The organism is Agrobacterium sp. MCAB5 (assembly GCF_052114365.1).
GTDB lineage: Bacteria > Pseudomonadota > Alphaproteobacteria > Rhizobiales > Rhizobiaceae > Agrobacterium > Agrobacterium tumefaciens.
The window spans coordinates 71565-89234 of sequence record NZ_JBFREP010000009.1 but is presented as its reverse complement, the minus strand read 5'-3'; the positions used below and the strand labels follow the sequence as shown (position 1 = coordinate 89234).

Sequence of the window (17670 nt, the reverse complement as noted above, 5' to 3'; positions counted from 1 at the left end):
CCAAATGGCGACTGTATTGGATCGTTAGATCGACCCAGAATTCGAACGGAGTGGTTTTCAATTTGCCCTCGATATGTCGGAGCGACCAGTCTTGGATAGGCGTTAGATATGAATGTTGAGGTTGGTCACCTGAGCCAAGCGAATGGTGATGTTGATCTGGTATCCGCTGTGGTGGACGATGATGACGAGTTCGGCGAAGGCAAAGGGTTCTTTACTAAGAAAAAATCCTTTTTACTTTTCGTTATTTTGCCTAGCATTCTGGCGGGCATCTATTACGCCTTTTTTGCAAGCAGCCAGTATATTTCTGAATCGCGGATGGTTGTACGTACGATCGGGGTAAGCGAGCAATTCGATACATCCGAGAAACGCGATGGTCGATCCATCATCGGTGGCGATTCGCTCACACAAGATTCGTATATAGTCGCCAACTATCTGGAATCGCCGCAAATGGTGCGAATCCTCAACGAGCGTATCAAACTCCACGACTTGTTCTCAAAACCGGAGATTGACTGGTTCTCGCGTCTGCCCGCCGGTGCGAGATTTGAGGATTTACACAAATATTGGACAAGCCAGGTCGATACATATGTCGATGGTCCATCAGGAATTATCGTTTTAACAATCAGAGCCTATTCGTCAGCCGATGCCGTGACGATCTCAAAGGCAGCTATGCAGGCTGCCAACGAAATGATTGATAACATTTCTGAAAAAGCGAAACATGATCTGATTAGGCGTGGCGAAGTCGATATGGATGTCGCACTCGCGGAATACCGTAAGGCATTAGATGACCTGCGAGAGTACCAGAACAAGACTGGCATCCTCGATCCCTTGGCCTCAGCCAAGATGTCGAATGCGGTCATTGCCAAGTTGACCGAGCAAAAGCTGACACTAACAGTCACTCTGAACTCGTTGACGGCGGCTGGCGCTGACAATTCGGCGCGCGGACGAGAACTAAAGCGCACCATAGAAGCCATAGACGATCAAATCAGGCTGCGACAGGACAGCGTCGCAGGGTCCACCACACCTTCAACTGGTGTCCAACTTTCAAGCAGCATGACGGAGTTTTCCCGACTGGAGACGCAGCGGATCGTTACGCAAGCGCTCTACGAATCAACTGTGCGCAATCTGGACACAGCCAAGTCCACCGCGCTGAAGCGGACGACGTTCATCTCGATTTTCTCGGACGCGCAAATCCCGGAGGAATCACGCTATCCGCAACGTTTCTCCCAGTGGCTGATCATCTTTGGGGGCTTGCTGACCTTATGGATGACAGCAACGCTCATATGGATGTCCGTCGAAGACCATCGGGTGTAGGAATGATCACGCTGGATCGAGTGACGAAGTACTATAAGACCGCCGCGCACCGACGTTACATCCTTCGAGATCAGACTATGCACTTCGAAGCGGGCCGTTCCTACGGGCTGCTTGGCGTGAATGGTGCCGGCAAATCAACGACAATGCGGCTGATATCGGGTGCCGAACTGCCGAATTCCGGCCGCATAAAGCGAAACGTTCGAGTGTCGTGGCCACTAGGTTTTGCCAATGGCTTGAACAATCAATTGAGCGGCAAGGAAAACCTTAAATTCGTCGCGAGGGCCTATGGAGAGGATTTTCGCCGCGTCCTTAGGTTTGTTGCGGACTTCGCAGAGATCGGCAGCTATCTGAACGAGCCTCTTAGAACCTATTCTTCCGGCATGATGGCGCGGTTTGCCTTTGGTCTCTCCATGGCGATCGAATTCGATTGCTACCTGGTCGATGAGATCACTGCGGTGGGTGATTCTAACTTTCAGAGACGTTGTCGTGAGGCCTTCCGGCAGCGGCGGGAGAAGTCAGATGTCATTATCATTTCGCACGATATGGACACAATCAAGGACTATTGCGATGTTGCTATAGTTTTGATTGACGGCCACATGGTGCAGTTTGATAGTGTTGAGCAAGGTATCGCCACCTATATGCGCCTAAATCGCTAGCAGCTAGTGGCAGGGGAAACACGTGACGGATAGTAATCAGATTGTTCAGCAAGGTGCATTATCGGCATCTGAGCGCCGGCAGAAAATGGCATCCGCTCTGAGCGCTTACGCTCGCATGCTGACATTTGAAAACCGCTCGCGTCGCAACCTATATCGTCTGGCGGGCCTTGCGCCGCGCACGCGTGACAAAGTTTTCTCGATACTTATCCTCGTTTGTTTCGTGCTGACTTTTATCATCCCGATGATAGCAAGCACGGTCTATTACGTTTTTATCGCAAGCCCGCGATACGCGTCCGAGGTGCGCTTCGTACTTCGCTCTTCCGCTCCAATGTTGAGCCGGGACCGTTACTCGAGTTCCACCGTCGAGCCAAAAGCAAAGATCGTGCAGGACACTGCCGTTCTGCTCAATTATATCGATAGCCCCGCTATGGTGCAGGATCTTGAAAAGAAGGTCTCGCTGAAGGACTACTTCGCCAGCGATGATATCGATCGTCTATCGCGGCTGAAAGCGGATGCCAATCAGGATGAGATCCTGAAATATTGGCGGAAGCATTACACGGCATCTGTAAATCCAAAAAGCGGAATCGTCGAGCTTGAAGTCGCTGGGTATACTGCTCAACAGGCCCGTGACCTGCTGGAGCTTGTGCTTCGCCTGTCGGAACAACAGGTTAATAGGCTCAGCTCAGGAATGTGGGATGATCTGTTCCGAGCTACGCAACAGGATGTCGATAGTGCCACGCAGGAGGTAGGCGATCTGCGTGGGAAGCTCCGCGACATTCAGAATTCAAGTGGAATCTTTGATTTGGATATGTCAGCAGAGCGGCTCAGTACCGTTTTGACCGGAGTTGAAGCAAACATCGCTGATCTAGAAAGCCGCCGCAACGCGCTCATTCAAACTATAGGGCAGGGTTCGCCGCAGTTGTCCGAAATCGAGCGCCGGTTAGATGGCCTAAAAGCAGAAGCAGCACGGTTGCGAGACAGCGCTGCGAGTGCGCAAAAGGATAGTCTATCAGGAAATGCGACAGCATTCGAAAATGCGCAGCTCAATCTGAAGCTTGGAGAAGACAAGCTGAAATCCGCTATTACTGATCTTGAAAAGGTCAAACTCGTGAGCTCTTTGCAGCTTGTTTACGTGGATAATTTCACCCAGCCCACTTTGCCTGATTTTCCAAAGTATCCTAAAGTTGCATTAAACTTGTTTCTTGCTCTGCTGATCTTTGCGGCGATTGCTATGTTTGCGTGCGGTACGCTGTTTCTGGCGAGGAAAAAACTCGACTAGTGCTTACTTAAGATCGCGAAGGTGACTAAATATGCAAGTAAGATTAGCCCGCTGATGAGCTTAAATATGGAGCGGTCTGCGCGTTATCCCAGTAGGGACAGAGAGAAGGCATCAATAAAAGAGGCATTAAGGCGCAAGCTTAACGTAATGCACGCAGTCATATTACGCGATATTCGTAGCCGGTACTTTGATCATGGTCTTGGTTTCCTGATTGTTCCGCTGTTTCCGGTGGCGCATATGGCGATGCTTCTCGCAATCTATAAGGTAATGGACAGACAAGCGGTGTTTGGAGACGATCTCGTTCTGTTTTTTGCCACTGGTCTCATTCCCGTGCTTATGTTTACCTATGTTTCACGCTTTATGTCGGTGTCGCTTCTAGCAAACAAAGGAATGCTCGCTTTCCCAGTTGTGAAATTGTTAGATATCATCATAGCGAGGTCTGCCTTGGAGTTGGTTGGTGTCGTGCTAGCAATTTTTTTTATGACTGCAATCATATTATCTGTCGGCTCCAGTCCGGTTCCGAGGTCGATGATCGATGTAATATCAGTTCTCGCGCTGGTTGCTGTCCTATCGGTCGGAGTGGGTATCGTAATAAGCGTTGTTTCTGCTTTGTGGCCGTTCTTCGCGATGTTTTATTCTCTTTTTACCGCAGTGATTTACATCAGCTCAGGCGCTCCGATTTATTTGCACTCTTTTCCTGATCTGGTTGCGTATTACTGTTCATACAATCCAGCTTTTCACGCCGTCGAGTGGATGAGATCTGCCTATTATCTCGGTTATCCTGCCTATCAGTTGAGCAAAACTTATCTCGCGGGCTGGGCATTTGGAAGCCTAGCCATCGGTCTTTTGATGGAACGTATGTTGAGACGTTTCATACAAACGTAACTTCTTATGCGGATTTTGATGTATCGTGCCAGCGATTCCAGCAAGTTGGGGACAAGCATTTCGCTTAGTCGCGGCCAGCGGGGTCGATCGAATCGCCGTGGCCTCATTCAGCGCAAAGTTTCGAAGGTGTTACTGCGCTGAATATGTCAGCGGCAAACTCATGGAATGGGCAGAGAAACAAGGAATTGCCTTTAACCATATCCAGCCCGGAAAGCCGCAACAGAACGCCTATGTCGAGCGTTATAACCGCACTGTACGGCATTAGTGGCTCGACCAGAACATCATCGAAAGCATTGAGGAGGCGCAGGAGTTCGCCACCACGCACTGGTTATGGACGTATAACAACGGACTGGCCAATACGAGCATCGGCGGCATCACGCCCGTACAGAAAATGGCTGCGTGAATTCTACTGCAGAGCCCCGCTAGAAACGGGAGGATGACCGGCGTCATCGGACTATGTAGTGGAGATGAAAGTGCCCAACATGCGGCCGACCGGCTGGGCGTGTGCAGGCCGACGTTGTACGACTGTAAAGAACAATACGGCCTCGGCAATGCCCTCGGCATCTCCGTCGTGTTTTCACATACGGACGGACGTATTCCGTAACCGGTGTTTCGGTCCCACATTGTCCTTCGCTGCCTGATCTGTAATCGAGGTTTCCATGGATCATGAACGGGATTTTCTCCATGGAGACCTCATTGGAGTTTCTTACATCCAGGAAGCCTGGGCGTGAGGTTCACCGGCATTGGCCAAACGAGGTCAAGGCGAAGATCGTATCAGAGAGCTTGAGACCTGGCACGACGGTCAATGAAGTTGCGCAACGATATGGATTGCGAGCCAACAGCCTTTCAACCTGGCGGACGATGGCGCGACAGGGCAAGCTGATCCTGCCAGCACCGGAGGATGCGGTAGAGTTCGCGGCGGTGATCGTCGATCCGCCTTTTCCGGAACTGCCGCCTAAAACGGTTGGTCGCCCCGAGATCGTCCTCCGCCCCATCACGATCCGTCTTGAGGAAGGCGCGTCTGAAGCCCGGATCGTCTCCATAGCTCGTTCCCTGGCAGCGGCGACATGATCTTTCCATCGAACCGCGTGCGGATCATGGTGGCAACCAAACCCGTGGACTTCCGCAAGGGGCATGATGGATTGACGGCACTGGTGAAGAACGAACTGCACAAGGACCCGTTTACCGGAACAGTCTTCGTGTTCCGGCTCCGCAAGGCGGATCGGCTGAAGCTGATCTACTGGGATGGCTCCGGTATCGTGCTGGCCTACAAACGGCTTGAAGAGCACACGTTCACTTGGCCAGGTATCAAAGATGGATTGATTACGCTGACCCACGCCCAGTTCGAAGCCCTGTTTGCGGGCCTTGATTGGCGGCGGGTTCATGCCGTCCAGACGAGAACGCCGCAGACCGTCGAATAGCTGCGGCAAGATGACTCAGCACGGCAAATTCCAAAGGCAAATCGGCGCGGGATTTGATAGGTTCCAGCCATGCTGGACGCCGCCGATCTTCCCGATGATGTTGCCGCCCTGAAGGCGATGCTGATTGCAGCCCAGGTACGCGCGGCAGACAAAGACGCCCAGATAGCCAGTAAGGAAGAGCATATCGCTCGCAAGGACGAGCGGATCGAAAGGCTTGAGAAGCTCGTCGCAGCCTTCAAGCAGGCCGCCTTCGGACGCAAATCCGAGAAGACCGATCCCGACCAGTTCGATCTGGCCCTGGAAGACCTGGAAACGTCCATGGCTTCCATCCATGCCGAGGATGAAGCAGACCCTCCCACTGGAATCAGGATTGCCAAACCACGCGCGATCAATCGTGGCTTTCTTCCAAAACATCTTCCCCGTGTGGAGGAGGTGATCGAGCCGGAAAGCTTGATCTGCGCCTTCGGTGGTTGCCTTCATTGCATTGGGGAGGATGCCTCCGAGCGGCTGGATGTCGTCCCGGCGCAGTTCCGAGTTATTGCCACTCGCCGTCCCAAATATGCGTGCCGTGCCTGCACCGAAGGCGTCGTTCAGGCCCCGGCTCCAGCGCGGCTGATCCAGGCAGGACTGCCGACGGAAGCGGCCGTCGCCCATGTGCTGGTCTCCAAATATGCAGACCACCTTCCGCTTTACCGTCAGGCCCAGATCATGAGCCGTCAGGGCATCGATCTCGACCGATCAACGCTGGCTGACTGGGTCGGTCGAGCATCTTTCGAATTGCGTCCCGTCTTCGATGCATTGATCGCCAACCTGAAGCGCTCGACCAAGTTGTTCATGGACGAGAACCGTGCCCCGGTTCTCGATCCCGGCTCGCGTAAGATCAAGACCGGATACTTCTGGGCGCTGGCCTGGGATGATCGACCTTGGGGCGGCGGTGCTCCGCCCGGCGTCGCCTTCACCTACGCTCCCGGGCGCGGTGGCATTCATGCCGAGCGGATACTCCAGGGCTTCTCAGGCGTCCTGCAGGTGGATGGCTATGCCGGATACAACAGGCTGATAGCACCTGAGCGAATTGGCCCGGACATTCGGCTCGCCTATTGTTGGGCCCACGCACGTCGCAAGCTGGTGGAGATCACGCGCAACGGCTCAGCACCGATTGCCGAGGATGGCGTCAAGCGGGAGCGGAGAACTGTATCGCATCGAAGCCGAACTGCGCGGCCTCGATCCTGACGCTCGTCTCGCTGGACGGCAAGAGCGATCAGCGCCACCTGTCGCAGACCTGTATAACTGGCTTGTCCATCACCGCGCCCGTGTCGCAACGAAGTCTCCACTCGGCGAGGCTTTGGCCTACATCGCCAAATACTGGGATGGCTTGCAGCTCTTCCTCACCGACGGCCGCATCGAGATCGACAACAACAGCGTCGAGCGAACCATCCGGCCGATAGCCCTCAATCGGAAGAACGCACTCTTTGCTGGGCACGATGCGGGAGCGGAGAACTGGGCAATCATCGCCTCGCTCATCGAAACTTGCAAGCTCAATGCCGTCGAGCCGCTGACTTACTTGACCGCCACGCCCACCGCCATCGTCACCTGCCACAAGCAAAGCCGGATCGATGAGTTGCTGCCTTGGTGCTACCGTGATCAGTCATGTACTTCGAAGACTGCAGTCGGGTAAGCTCTAATCTCTTGCGGGACATATACGATTGCGATAGCCGGGAAGAATGACAATCAATTCAAAATCCAGTGTGATCCGCATCAAAGCTCTCGGCCTACATTGGCGAGGACCCAAGCTCCTGGCATTCGAGGTTTATGATCACGAAGGGCGACTAAAAGGCGTTCGTCCGCTAGGCGGTGGCGTCGAGTTTGGCGAGTCGGCAAAAGATGCAGTTATCAGGGAGTTCAAAGAAGAAATCGACACTGATGTTTCCGTTCTCGCAGGTCCTATGGTCCTTGAGAATGTCTTCGTCCACGAGGGTGAACAACGCCACGAAATCCTATTCATTTTTAATCTCGCGTTTCCCGAAGGAGCGTTTGAAGGCCAAGAACGAATTAGATTTCGGGAGGACGATGGTACCTTAATGGTCGCAGCTTGGTATGATCCGCAAGAGCTCGATGTCGAAGGAAAGCCAGAGCTTTATCCAAAAGGCCTTAAATCTCATCTCATCAGTCGATGATGCTGCGGGCGTGGCACTAACGCTTCCGTCGTGGCCGCAGGCTTCGAAACCGGCACACACTACGTTCCCAAGGTGCGATGGTAACGCCGCTTACCGTATTCCGGCGACATCAGCCGAACCTCATGACCTCTCGCGATAAAAAACCGGCCAAGATGATGAGCAGCACAGTTGGCCTCCATCGCAATAGCGCAGGTTGGTAGCTTCTCGACGAATCCGATCAATGTCTGTCGCCGCATCGTTCGACGGACAACCACAGCGCTGCGGTCATCTACACCAACGACGCTGCAGCTGTTCTTTCCGATGTCGATACCCAGTACGGAAATCTGCATTACTCGGCGCCTTCCCTTCAAGAGAACGACATCATACTCGATGTCTTCGGAAGGGCGGGCCATCCCATAACCAACAATTCGAGGGTATTCCAAGGGAATGGATAATTTTTTACAACGTCAGGGTGTTGACCGAGTAATCATCCAGTAGTTATTGGGTGTGTTCTTTCGCGGCTGTACCGATTCGCCGATCGAGGCGTCGAGCTCCGCGATACAAGTAAAAACTTTATACTTTCAGATGTTGAGCTTTGGCACATGCATCGAAGGAGCGTCATGGTATTCCGCGGTAAAAAAAAGCAATATTTTGAGTTTGTTTCAATTATAAAAAGCAGCGACTTCTTCGATGCTCATTGGTATTACGAAAAATATCCGGATGTTCGCGCTTCCAAAATGGATCCTGCGTTGCACTATTATCTATATGGTGCTCGCGAACGGAGAGATCCTAGTGCAAATTTTTCGACCTCAATGTATCTGAAAGATTATCCGAGCCTGATAGGTACCGGCGAGAACCCAATCGTCCACTATGAACTAATAAAAAACGGCTTAAAGCCCAGCTATTTGGATTCTCCGATGAATGTCAATGGGGCAGATCGTAAGATTCCGAAAATACTGCACCATGTTTGGCTTAGCGATGATGCTGTCCCTGCGCCGCTTTCGCTAAATGTGAGGACATTCCTCAAGCTTCACCCTGATTTCGAGGTCAAGAAATGGAATATAGATAGTCTTGAAGGCGATGAGACACCCTTCCTTCGTGATGCATTGCGAGAAAAAAAGTGGGCTTTCGCAACCGACTATATAAGGTTGAAGGCATTATACGAAAACGGCGGCGTGTACGCGGATGGAGATGTCGCGTTGTATCGGCCGCTCAACCAATATATGCAGTTTGAGTCGGTGTTTTGTTGGGAAAACTATTTTGCTATCGGCCCGCATTTCATGATGGCCGCTCCTCGAAATGCAATTATCGGACGCATTTTAGATGTTTACCGTAGCCGCAAATTTTACGAAAACGAACAGCTAAACCTTACGCCAATTCCTGTGATTGTTACATGGCTGCTCACGACAGAATTCGGCTTGAGACTTGACGGCAGCCGCCAGATCTTAGACGGTGTAAATCTCGTGGAAACCGAGAATGTTTTCACGACGAACTTCAACGATGGGAAATGTGTTGCTGAGCACATGTACTATGGCGGGTGGGTGCCGGAACACAGTACTTCTTATAAAGACGGGTTGATCGACATCGCTAATAGCTGGACTAAAGAAAATTCTGCCTTAAAACTCCAGTTGCGGCGCAAGAAGCGAACTAATCCATTGTTGGAATGGAGTTACTATTTTTTGCGCAACGCGGATATCGCGTTTCCCGCAATGAAGGAGATTGACGGTCTCGAAAATTTCAAGCAACTCAAAAAATTGGCTTTAGAGGGCGTATCAATAGGTCGGCAACAAGTTATTGAGGCCGTAAGAGCCGCCAATCCCTTGAATACTATTTCTAGTTGGCACCTTAAACCGAGGTCCGCGCCTCTTGCACCCGAGTCTGCCACCAGAGAGGTTGTGGAATTTCCTTCTCAACTAACTAAAATTACCAAGAAAAACTCTCATAAGGTCAGCGTGGTAGTGCCAATTTACAACGTTGAGAAATACTTGGTAAAGAGTTTGAAATCTATCCAAGCTCAAGACCATTCTCATATCGAGGTAATCTTAGTTGATGACGGCTCTACAGACAACAGCGGGAGAATCGCCAGGGCAATTACAGAGGTGGATACTCGCTTCAAGTTGTTAGAGAAGCAGAATGGTGGCTTGGGAGATGCTCGCAACTTTGCTATTAAGCATTTGGATTCCGATCTTGTCACTTTTGTCGATAGCGATGATTTTTTGGATGCCAACCATATATCGTTGCTTGAGGCTGCATTCCGTCAAGGTCACGATCTCGCAATATGCGATTTCAAGGTAACGGCCTCTGACGGTCGTCTCATCGAGATTCGTGAACTTAGCAAATTCTGGGGTGAGCCCGACCCTATCACGCAAGCTTTGGTTTCAAATTATGAATGCTATGCTTGGAATAAAATGTATTTAACAGATACATTTACCGATAACGATTTAGCTAGATATTCGCTCGGATGGTTTGAAGACTTAGCACTTACACCTGCTCTAATTGGCTCCGCTAAGAACATCGGATTTGTAGGGGCCGCTACCTACAATTACGTTCAGCGCCCAGACTCAATACTTTCGACTGCGCGTAAAAACGTTGAGCGCAACATCGAGGTATTTGCTGCTTTAGAAATGTTGGGCCGTCACAAAGAGCGCGTTCCGAAAAAATATTGGGATTTGTATGTCAATTGGATGGCACCAAAACACTATTTTTACTGGCGTGTCGCGGCACTTTTACGCGAAAAATCCCACGGAGCGCGAGTAGCTTATTGCGATCTGTTTGCAAACGAACTTAACAATCAAGTTCCGAGCTGGGATACGACAGAGTATATAATGCACTTCATCGAAAATGCATCTACGCCTCATGAAGCGATGCGGCGCAAAAATCTTATTGATGCTTTCAAAGCCAACGATCTATCGTTCTATGGTCTTGTTAACGACCCAGCTGAATACGGTCTTTGAAACATGAAAACGATATTGAATCTTAATCGAATGGATACGAGTAATATCGGGGATTTAAAGACATCGCCTTTCGATTATTTCACACCGGTAGGCTGGCGGGTGCTTCGTAGGGATATACTTGACAGTTTGATTGCAGATCGTAGATCAGCGTGGGAGGCCGACTTCGATATTGCTGATTGTATTGTGATCGGTGGTGGGGGCTTGCTTGATATTGATTATTTTCAAGCAGGACTGCACGAAGTCTATAGGAGGAGGCGAGCTGACCAGAAATTGATCGTTTGGGGAGCTGGCCATAACCACTATAATCTCGCGAATTGGTCTTCAATTCGTCACCATGTAGACTTGATCCCATATAACTATACAGTAATCGGGTTGCGGGACGTGAGTGACACATACGATTGGGCGCCGTGTCCATCGTGTATGGATTCAGCTTTTGATGAGAAATTTGAAACTAAAAATGATGTAATCCTTTATAAACATGTCGAAACAGAAATCGGAGAGTACGAACGTAACCTACTTCCGCATGACATTAAGATTATTGATAATTACACGCCTTTTGAAAAGGTAATCAGAGACCTTGGTGAATCTGAGTTAATTCTTACCAGCAGCTTTCATGGTGCTTATTGGGGTACTTTATTGAAGCGCAAAGTTATCGCTTTTCCCTTCTCTTCAAAATTTTACGGCTTAAAGCACGCTGTTCCACTGTGTGATGTTCGAGATTGGGGCCGGTTTAGCAAGTTGGCGTATTCTCACCCAGACGCACTCGACGAGTGCAGAACTGCCTCACGCATATTTTTTGAAAAATTTATAAATCTACTGTGAAAGGCCATTGTGCGGTTGCCAATCGGCTCTGTAATTGCGTTGCGTAGGCAAGCCTTTTTTGCCGTTGGTGGAGTGTTGGTCATTGACCTACCACTGAAGTCGACGTGACCCCAATAAATTAGGCCATTTAGAACTTGAATTTTCCACTTATGATCCCTGGTGGGAAGAAGAGAAGAATTCGACGAAGGCCTCGAAGTTTTCGGAAGCGCGGATCGCGCTTGTTTTGAAGCAGGCGGAGGGTGGCACGCCGATCGGCGAGGTCTGCCGCAAGGCGGGCATTTCGGACGCGACGTTTTACAATTGACACAAAAAATTCGCCGGTCTGATGCCCTCGGAGATGAAGCGGCTGCGACAGCTTGAGGAAGAGAATGCCAAGCTGAAGCGGATTGTTGCCGACCTGTCGCTGGACAAGCTCATGCTGCAGGATGTGCTTTCAAAAAAGCTTTGAGGCCTGCCCGCAAGCGCAAGCTTGTCGACACGTTGAAAGTGGATTGGGAGGTTTCGATCCGGCGTGCATGCTCGGTGTTGAAAGTCGACCGGTCGCTGTATGTCTACGAGTCCAGGCGCGGTGAGCAGTTGAAGCTGAAGATCAAGGACATCTGCCAGACGCGGGTACGCTACGGCTACAGGCGTGTGCATATCCTTATCAAGCGTGAAGGCTGGCCCGTGAACCCGAAGCAAATCTATCGTCTTTACAATGAGATGGACCTCCAGCTCCGCAACAAGGTTCCCAAGCGCCGGGTCAAGGCGAAGCTGCGGGCTGACCGCACGGAGCCGACCCATTCCAACCATGTCTGGGCTATGGATTTCGCTCATGACCAGTTGGCCACGGGTCGCAAGATAAGAGTTCTGACGGTTGTTGATACCTTCTCTCGCTTCTCGCCAGTGGTGGATGCTCGCTTTAGCTACAAGGGGGAGGATGTCAATCAGACACTGGAGCGGGTCTGCCGGCAGATCGGATATCCGGCAACCATACGTGTCGATTATGGCAGCGAATTCATCTCGCGAGACCTTGATCTCTGGGCATATCACAAGGGTGTCGTGCTCGACTTTTCGCGACCAGGCAAGCCGACGGACAATAGCTACATAGAGAGCTTTAACGGAAAGTTCCGTGCGGAGTGCCTGAACGCCCACTGGTTCATGAGCCTTGACGACGCATGGGTAAAGATGGAGGGTTGGCGTAGAGACCACAACGAGTTCCGGCCACACATCGCGATCGGCAACAAGGTGCCGATATCGCTCATGAATAGCTCATCGGCACCCCGCCAAGCTGAGCTTTAACCCCGGAAAATTCCAGCTCCCGCTGGCCCAAAAACGGGGACCACGTCACAATGGGCTAGAGCTTACTTCAAAATGGATTATTTCAACGGGGCAAGGTCAATTTGCGGTTCGCTACATCTGCTCGTCTCCATCAAAAATCTCCTTGATCATTAAGCCCGAGAAAATTCTACTTTTGAAGCAAGTTAATTGCCGGGGATTACCGCCTCAGTTCCTCGTGGAAACCAACATACTTGGCTCTAGTAGCACAAGAAGCTTCTTATCCTCAGGGGAGATAATATTTATCTCACTACGACCATTCCGAGATTCGTGAAAGAACACCTTATAATCTGAATTCGTATTCATTACTTCGACAAAAAACCCGTGTTCATCTCTGACATATATTGGTTCTAAGCCCTGACACATTACTTTCACAGTACCCGACCAATTTGCGAACGGTAAAGCAACAATTCTCTCTCGATATCTCCTTATCCAGTCGATATTGATTGATTTTGCTTTCTCTCTACCGAGAAACAAATCTAATATTTGCCCATGAGGAAGTTTTACACGGAAGTATCTAGTCCTAAATAAGACTTTTTTTGGAGAGGACGAAACCGCAGAGATCACTCTAAAGCCGAGTGCGCCGCGAACTCCATTTCTATCCTTGTAAGTGGAAAGGTCGCTTCGGACATATTTATAAAACGATTGTCGTTGGTGAAATACACCTTCATAAAGAAGGCCGGATGGTATAATAATTTCATTGCACTTATTCCTCCCCCATCCTTCGAAAACCAAATAATGTTCTCCTTCACGTATCAACGTCTCGGGAACCACGACAGATCCAAATCCTTTTGGCGGTTTTTGAAATGATATTATGTCAAGTGACTCGCGAATAGTACTCTTGATTGTATGAACGGTCACATGCCAACCCAATTTCGTAGACAGTTCTACAAACAAATCTGATAATTTCTCGCTACCAAGTTTTGTTTCCAAAAGCTGTTGGCGCAGATCGAAATAGGGCTCTTTTTTTAACGCTCGAATTTTAGAGTTATTTGCCTCGATCTGTAGGAGATCGCGGTTAGCCCACCTGATTAGGTCAGCATTTAAGCGTGGCTTCTCCTGATCAAGCAGTTTAAATATTTGCTCGAAGTTTTTGGCCAAATTCCCTGAGCCGAGCATACCGTCCTGACTAACTCGGTAATTAAACAGCGGAACAGGTGCGACTTTTATTACTTTTCCACGTAACGCTGCTCGTAAGAAAATCTCCCAGTCCTCCCAGCCAACACCTCGATGTTCCGTGAAGCCACCAATCTCTTGAAAGCAAGCCTTTTTGAACATCGCGTTAGCATCACCAAATCTATTCGAGAAAAAGCTATAAATGCTGTTGAGCCCCGTTGGGAAATTATCTATTACTCTTTCATGTATACGGTTTTCGTGGCTGGAAAAATTATAGCTTAAGCAAGTTATAATGTCGGCATTACTTTCGATTATGGCGGAAACGAATGTTTCTATTTGGTTTTTCTCTGAGATATTATCGTCATCGTGGAAAACTATAAAATCTCCACTTGAATGCGAAGCAGCAAGATTTCGCGCTGCCCCAAGGTATCGGTTTTCAGAGCGAATCACCTTAAGTTTGAAGCGATATTTTTCACTGCTATTCTCAAGATCGTCGATATACCTCTTCGCATCTGGCGTCTTGCTTCCGTCATCAACTAGAATAATTTCAATTCTGGGATAACTTTGGGCAAATATTGCGTCTAGCGCTGCTTTAAGAAAGCGCGGTCTTTCATGATGGACAATACATATACTGACGAGAGGGCAATCGGTTTGCTTAGGTGTGCCAACAAACTCTGAAGATATACTGTTTATAATAGAAATTAACTCATCCCAAGGCAAAGCGCCTGAGTTCCTAGTTTGTGGAGGAAATCCTTTGTTTTGCAGGTAGCCTATTGAATCCTCAGTTAGTTTTTTAACAAAGTAACTTTGATCGGGTTCACCAATCTTGGGCGTGATCTCTGCAACAGATTGATCGAGAGAGCTGATTGTTGAGACACCAAGCGCGTCGAGAACCGTTAAATCGAACGGTGACCACGTTTTCCTATACGGCAAAATACATAGTGCCTCGCCCATGTCAGATATGAACTCGATTATGCGCTTAAATGGGAGTTGAGCGCTGAAATTTATCGATCCCGTATGAGATGAAAAAATCCGCAAAGCGTGATTTCCACTAAATTCGTGGTCTATATTTTGAAATGGCCCGAATATCCAAGTGTCTGCCGGAATCGTATTTTGAATATCATGCGCTGTCCGGACAAATAAATCGAAGCCATTAAGTCGACTTTGTCCTCCAAAAAAAACCAAGTTTACCTTTTTTGTTCCCGGTGACCCAACGTGTGGGGCCTCCGACTTAGGTTGTCTAGCGAGAGACTTAACCCACATAGGAAGAGGCCAACAAATCAGCTCCCATCGAGCCAATTTTCCTATTCTGGATTCGTACCATGAAACAAGAAGACTACATTCGGAGAGAATTAAGTCGCTATTCGCGACTTGTTCCTGTTCCATCATTTCATTTTCATAACCTTCCAACTCCGGCGTCCCGCCTTCGATTTGTCGCAGTAAACGATTCGATCCTACCAGATAGGTAATCACTGGAACGTCGATCAAACCAAGTCGGCGTGCAATTGAAGTATAAAATCCGAATGCCGATCGGTCTGGAAATAAGACATATCGGTATCTTGTACGTTGGATATATGAAAGTATCAGGTATGAAGCCGAGCTGTCGCCGAAACGTGCGCGCGCAAAATTCGCATTTGAAATTAATTCACTGAACGAAATGATGTTTATTGAACTAGTAGCTAGATTTTTTTTACATTCTTCCACATCCTCCTCGTCCTCAGACATAAATATTATGTCCACAGTTAATCCAGTTTGTGTAAGCGCTTCGACGGCCCCTAATAGGGCATTCCCAAGGCTACCGAAACCTCCAGCGTCTCCAAACTCACTTGTAACTAAGCAAATACGATCATCGATTGAGATGCGTTCTAAACTAGAGTTAGATGACATGTGACGTGCCTGATTGACTAATTGCTTCGATCGTAGAACGGTGCGGTTTTGATGCCAACCCTTGGGGTAGGGTGAATGCGATAGATATCGCATTCACCCAAAGAAGGATCGGTCTAAGCTCCGTATACTTTAGGCAGTATTTCGCCGAAATAGGAGAGGCGATGTGACCTGAGACCCATCTTCCCTCCAGTTTTCAGGAGAGTATGGGGTTTTCTTGAACCGCTCCAGGTTTCTGGACCAGCTGAGGCTAGAGTTTTCAGGCTTCATTCAGGGAGGCGGGCTGGTCGAGCCTCCTGATTTCATCAGCGGGATCGGCACCTTATTGCCGACAGCACCATGCGGCCGATATTCATTGTAGTCTATACGCCAATCCTCAATCTTTTCGCGGGCATCCGCAAGGGTCAGGAACCAGTCTGGTTCAGGCACTCCGCTGGAAGCGGCCATTGAATGCTTCAATGAACGCATTGTCGGTCGGTTTTCCGGGCCGTGAGTAGTCCAAGGTGACGCCTTTGGCGTAGGCTCAGAGGTCAAGATCGCGAGGACACGAACTCAGTCCCCTGATCGACACGGATCGTCTTCGGATAACCAACTTTCCAGCATACCCGTTCTCAATAGCTGTGGCGTGGATCAAGCACCGGCACATAGCGCGAGAAGGTGTCGATCACAGTGAACACCCGCAGTTTCTTGACGGTCGCCAGTTGGTCGTGAACGAAGTCCATGGCCCAAACATCGTTCGGTCCAACGGCCATTTGCCGATCTTCCCGCAGCTTGGCTTTGACCCGTCGCTTCGGCGTCTTGTTGCGCAGTTGCAGGCCCAAGTCTCTGTAAATGCGATAGGTTCGCTCGATGTTGGTCCCCCAACCCTTGCGTTCGACGGGTACATGTACACGACGTCAGCCGTAGCGGACACGTGTCTCGCAGATCTCACGAATTCGACGTTCCAGACCGGCATGACCGGCACGGCGAGAGGTCTAGTGGTAAGTCAAACGATCGAAGTTCAGCGCACCCCAGGCACGACGGATCGAGATCGCCCAATCACGGCACATGCCTTTCACCATCTCGCGTTTCCGAGCAGGCCTTAGAGCTAATGGAATGGCCCGCCCTGTCTCCCGAGAGCATAGTGGGGATGGGCAAAGGAGGGCCCTGATTACGAATCGTAACCAACCGCAGGAGTGCGGCGTCTTTGGAATAGATATTGGAAAGAACCTCTTCCATATAGTGGCCCTTGATTGCTCAGGCGCGATCGTTCAGCGCGTCAAATTCCGAGAGAGGCCGGATACATTAACGCAAACTGCTATCGCCAGAACTTAGACTTCTTGCAATGACAGGGCGGACCTTATATTTCGCCGAATGACATCCTGCAACATCTCACAATCCAGTGTCAGGTCCGCGACGATCCTCTTCAACCGCGCATTCTCGTCCTCGAGCTGCTTCAGCTTCTTTATCTCCGGCGGCAGCATGCCCCCCGTATTTTTTCTTCCAGTTGAAATAAGTCGCCTGGCTAATCCCTGCTTTCCGGCAGATCTCCGCCACCGACACTCCTTCATTAAAATCCCCGCGAGCATCTTGCCGACAAAATTTTACTTTTAGAGCCCCTTATTCGCGGGGAGGACTACCCCATCATTCACCTCTTTGTTGGGTGCGGTAGATAAAAATAGAGCGATCGATTATGAGTCTTTCGCGCGGATTAGCGGTGTGATCGCTCTGCGATATCGATCGAAAGGAGTGTACTCTGAAGAAGCTCATTGAGAACGCGGCTCGACTGTTTCGGAGCCCTCGATTTATCGTCATCAATATAAATATCGGCTACGAAACAAATTCACTGGCGGACTATTCGGATAGCCACCGCAGCTATTGCGAACGCCAAGG

The 17670-nt window shown here is 49.9% G+C and carries 12 protein-coding genes and 6 pseudogenes; 13 read left to right on the top strand and 5 right to left on the bottom strand.

The genetic code is table 11. From position 1 onward, the window contains the following. Positions 1–108 precede the first annotated feature (108 nt). The 9 genes and pseudogenes from AB4Z23_RS19330 (at position 109) to AB4Z23_RS19290 (ending at position 7726) form a co-directional block, all read left to right on the top strand. A complete protein-coding gene (locus AB4Z23_RS19330) occupies positions 109–1311 on the top strand; it encodes a hypothetical protein (RefSeq protein WP_112355134.1) in 1203 nt (400 codons plus the stop codon). A 2-nt stretch (positions 1312–1313) separates the two neighbouring features. Beyond that, positions 1314–1967 (top strand): ABC transporter ATP-binding protein, encoded by a 654-nt coding sequence (locus AB4Z23_RS19325; protein WP_112355133.1) that lies wholly within the window; start codon positions 1314–1316, stop codon positions 1965–1967. Between the two features lie 22 nt (positions 1968–1989). Continuing rightward, positions 1990–3246, top strand: coding sequence for a hypothetical protein (locus AB4Z23_RS19320; protein WP_441360626.1), 1257 nt, complete (start codon positions 1990–1992; stop codon positions 3244–3246). A 21-nt stretch (positions 3247–3267) separates the two neighbouring features. Then, positions 3268–4131 carry an ABC transporter permease gene (locus AB4Z23_RS19315; protein WP_112355131.1) on the top strand — a complete coding sequence of 288 codons (864 nt, stop codon included), beginning with the start codon at positions 3268–3270 and terminating at the stop codon, positions 4129–4131. Positions 4132–4270: 139 nt separating this feature from the next. Then, positions 4271–4534, top strand: a pseudogene (locus tag AB4Z23_RS19310) (integrase core domain-containing protein); the annotation flags it as partial. A 263-nt stretch (positions 4535–4797) separates the two neighbouring features. Next, entirely contained in the window at positions 4798–5202 is a 405-nt protein-coding gene (locus AB4Z23_RS19305; RefSeq protein WP_441360625.1) for a transposase, read from the top strand. Further along, on the top strand, positions 5199–5552 hold the full coding sequence (gene tnpB / locus AB4Z23_RS19300; RefSeq protein WP_162696862.1) for an IS66 family insertion sequence element accessory protein TnpB: 354 nt from the start codon (positions 5199–5201) through the stop codon (positions 5550–5552). Before AB4Z23_RS19305 ends, tnpB begins: the two co-directional genes overlap by 4 nt. A gap of 69 nt (positions 5553–5621) precedes the next feature. Then, positions 5622–7227 (top strand): annotated as a pseudogene (tnpC, locus tag AB4Z23_RS19295) (IS66 family transposase). Positions 7228–7273: 46 nt separating this feature from the next. Next, positions 7274–7726 (top strand): NUDIX hydrolase, encoded by a 453-nt coding sequence (locus AB4Z23_RS19290; RefSeq protein ID WP_441360624.1) that lies wholly within the window; start codon positions 7274–7276, stop codon positions 7724–7726. Positions 7727–7821: 95 nt separating this feature from the next. On the opposite strand, the pseudogene AB4Z23_RS19285 reads toward AB4Z23_RS19290, so the two are convergent. Further along, a pseudogene (locus AB4Z23_RS19285) lies at positions 7822–8055 on the bottom strand (IS110 family transposase); the annotation flags it as partial. Positions 8056–8325: 270 nt separating this feature from the next. Here AB4Z23_RS19285 and AB4Z23_RS19280 point away from each other — a divergent pair. The 3 genes and pseudogenes from AB4Z23_RS19280 to AB4Z23_RS19270 all read left to right on the top strand — a co-directional run bounded on the left by AB4Z23_RS19280 (position 8326) and on the right by AB4Z23_RS19270 (position 12762). Beyond that, positions 8326–10659, top strand: coding sequence for a glycosyltransferase (locus AB4Z23_RS19280; protein ID WP_162696861.1), 2334 nt, complete (start codon positions 8326–8328; stop codon positions 10657–10659). A 3-nt stretch (positions 10660–10662) separates the two neighbouring features. Continuing rightward, positions 10663–11481, top strand: a complete 819-nt coding sequence (locus tag AB4Z23_RS19275) for a polysaccharide pyruvyl transferase family protein (protein WP_441360623.1) — start codon at positions 10663–10665, stop codon at positions 11479–11481. A 211-nt stretch (positions 11482–11692) separates the two neighbouring features. Then, positions 11693–12762: pseudogene (locus AB4Z23_RS19270) on the top strand (IS3 family transposase). Between the two features lie 204 nt (positions 12763–12966). Here the strand turns inward: AB4Z23_RS19270 and AB4Z23_RS19265 are convergent. The 3 genes from AB4Z23_RS19265 to AB4Z23_RS19255 all read right to left on the bottom strand — a co-directional run bounded on the left by AB4Z23_RS19265 (position 12967) and on the right by AB4Z23_RS19255 (position 16619). Next, positions 12967–15801 (bottom strand): glycosyltransferase family 2 protein, encoded by a 2835-nt coding sequence (locus AB4Z23_RS19265; RefSeq protein WP_441360622.1) that lies wholly within the window; start codon positions 15799–15801, stop codon positions 12967–12969. A gap of 267 nt (positions 15802–16068) precedes the next feature. Continuing rightward, positions 16069–16266, bottom strand: a complete 198-nt coding sequence (locus AB4Z23_RS19260) for an integrase core domain-containing protein (protein ID WP_441360621.1) — start codon at positions 16264–16266, stop codon at positions 16069–16071. A gap of 143 nt (positions 16267–16409) precedes the next feature. Next, positions 16410–16619 (bottom strand): hypothetical protein, encoded by a 210-nt coding sequence (locus AB4Z23_RS19255; RefSeq protein WP_441360620.1) that lies wholly within the window; start codon positions 16617–16619, stop codon positions 16410–16412. A 274-nt stretch (positions 16620–16893) separates the two neighbouring features. On the opposite strand from AB4Z23_RS19255, the pseudogene AB4Z23_RS19250 reads away from it, so the two are divergent. Beyond that, positions 16894–17091, top strand: a pseudogene (locus tag AB4Z23_RS19250) (hypothetical protein); the annotation flags it as partial. 44 nt (positions 17092–17135) lie between these two features. Here AB4Z23_RS19250 and AB4Z23_RS19245 read toward each other — a convergent pair. Beyond that, a pseudogene (locus tag AB4Z23_RS19245) lies at positions 17136–17343 on the bottom strand (transposase); the annotation flags it as partial. Positions 17344–17670 lie beyond the last annotated feature (327 nt).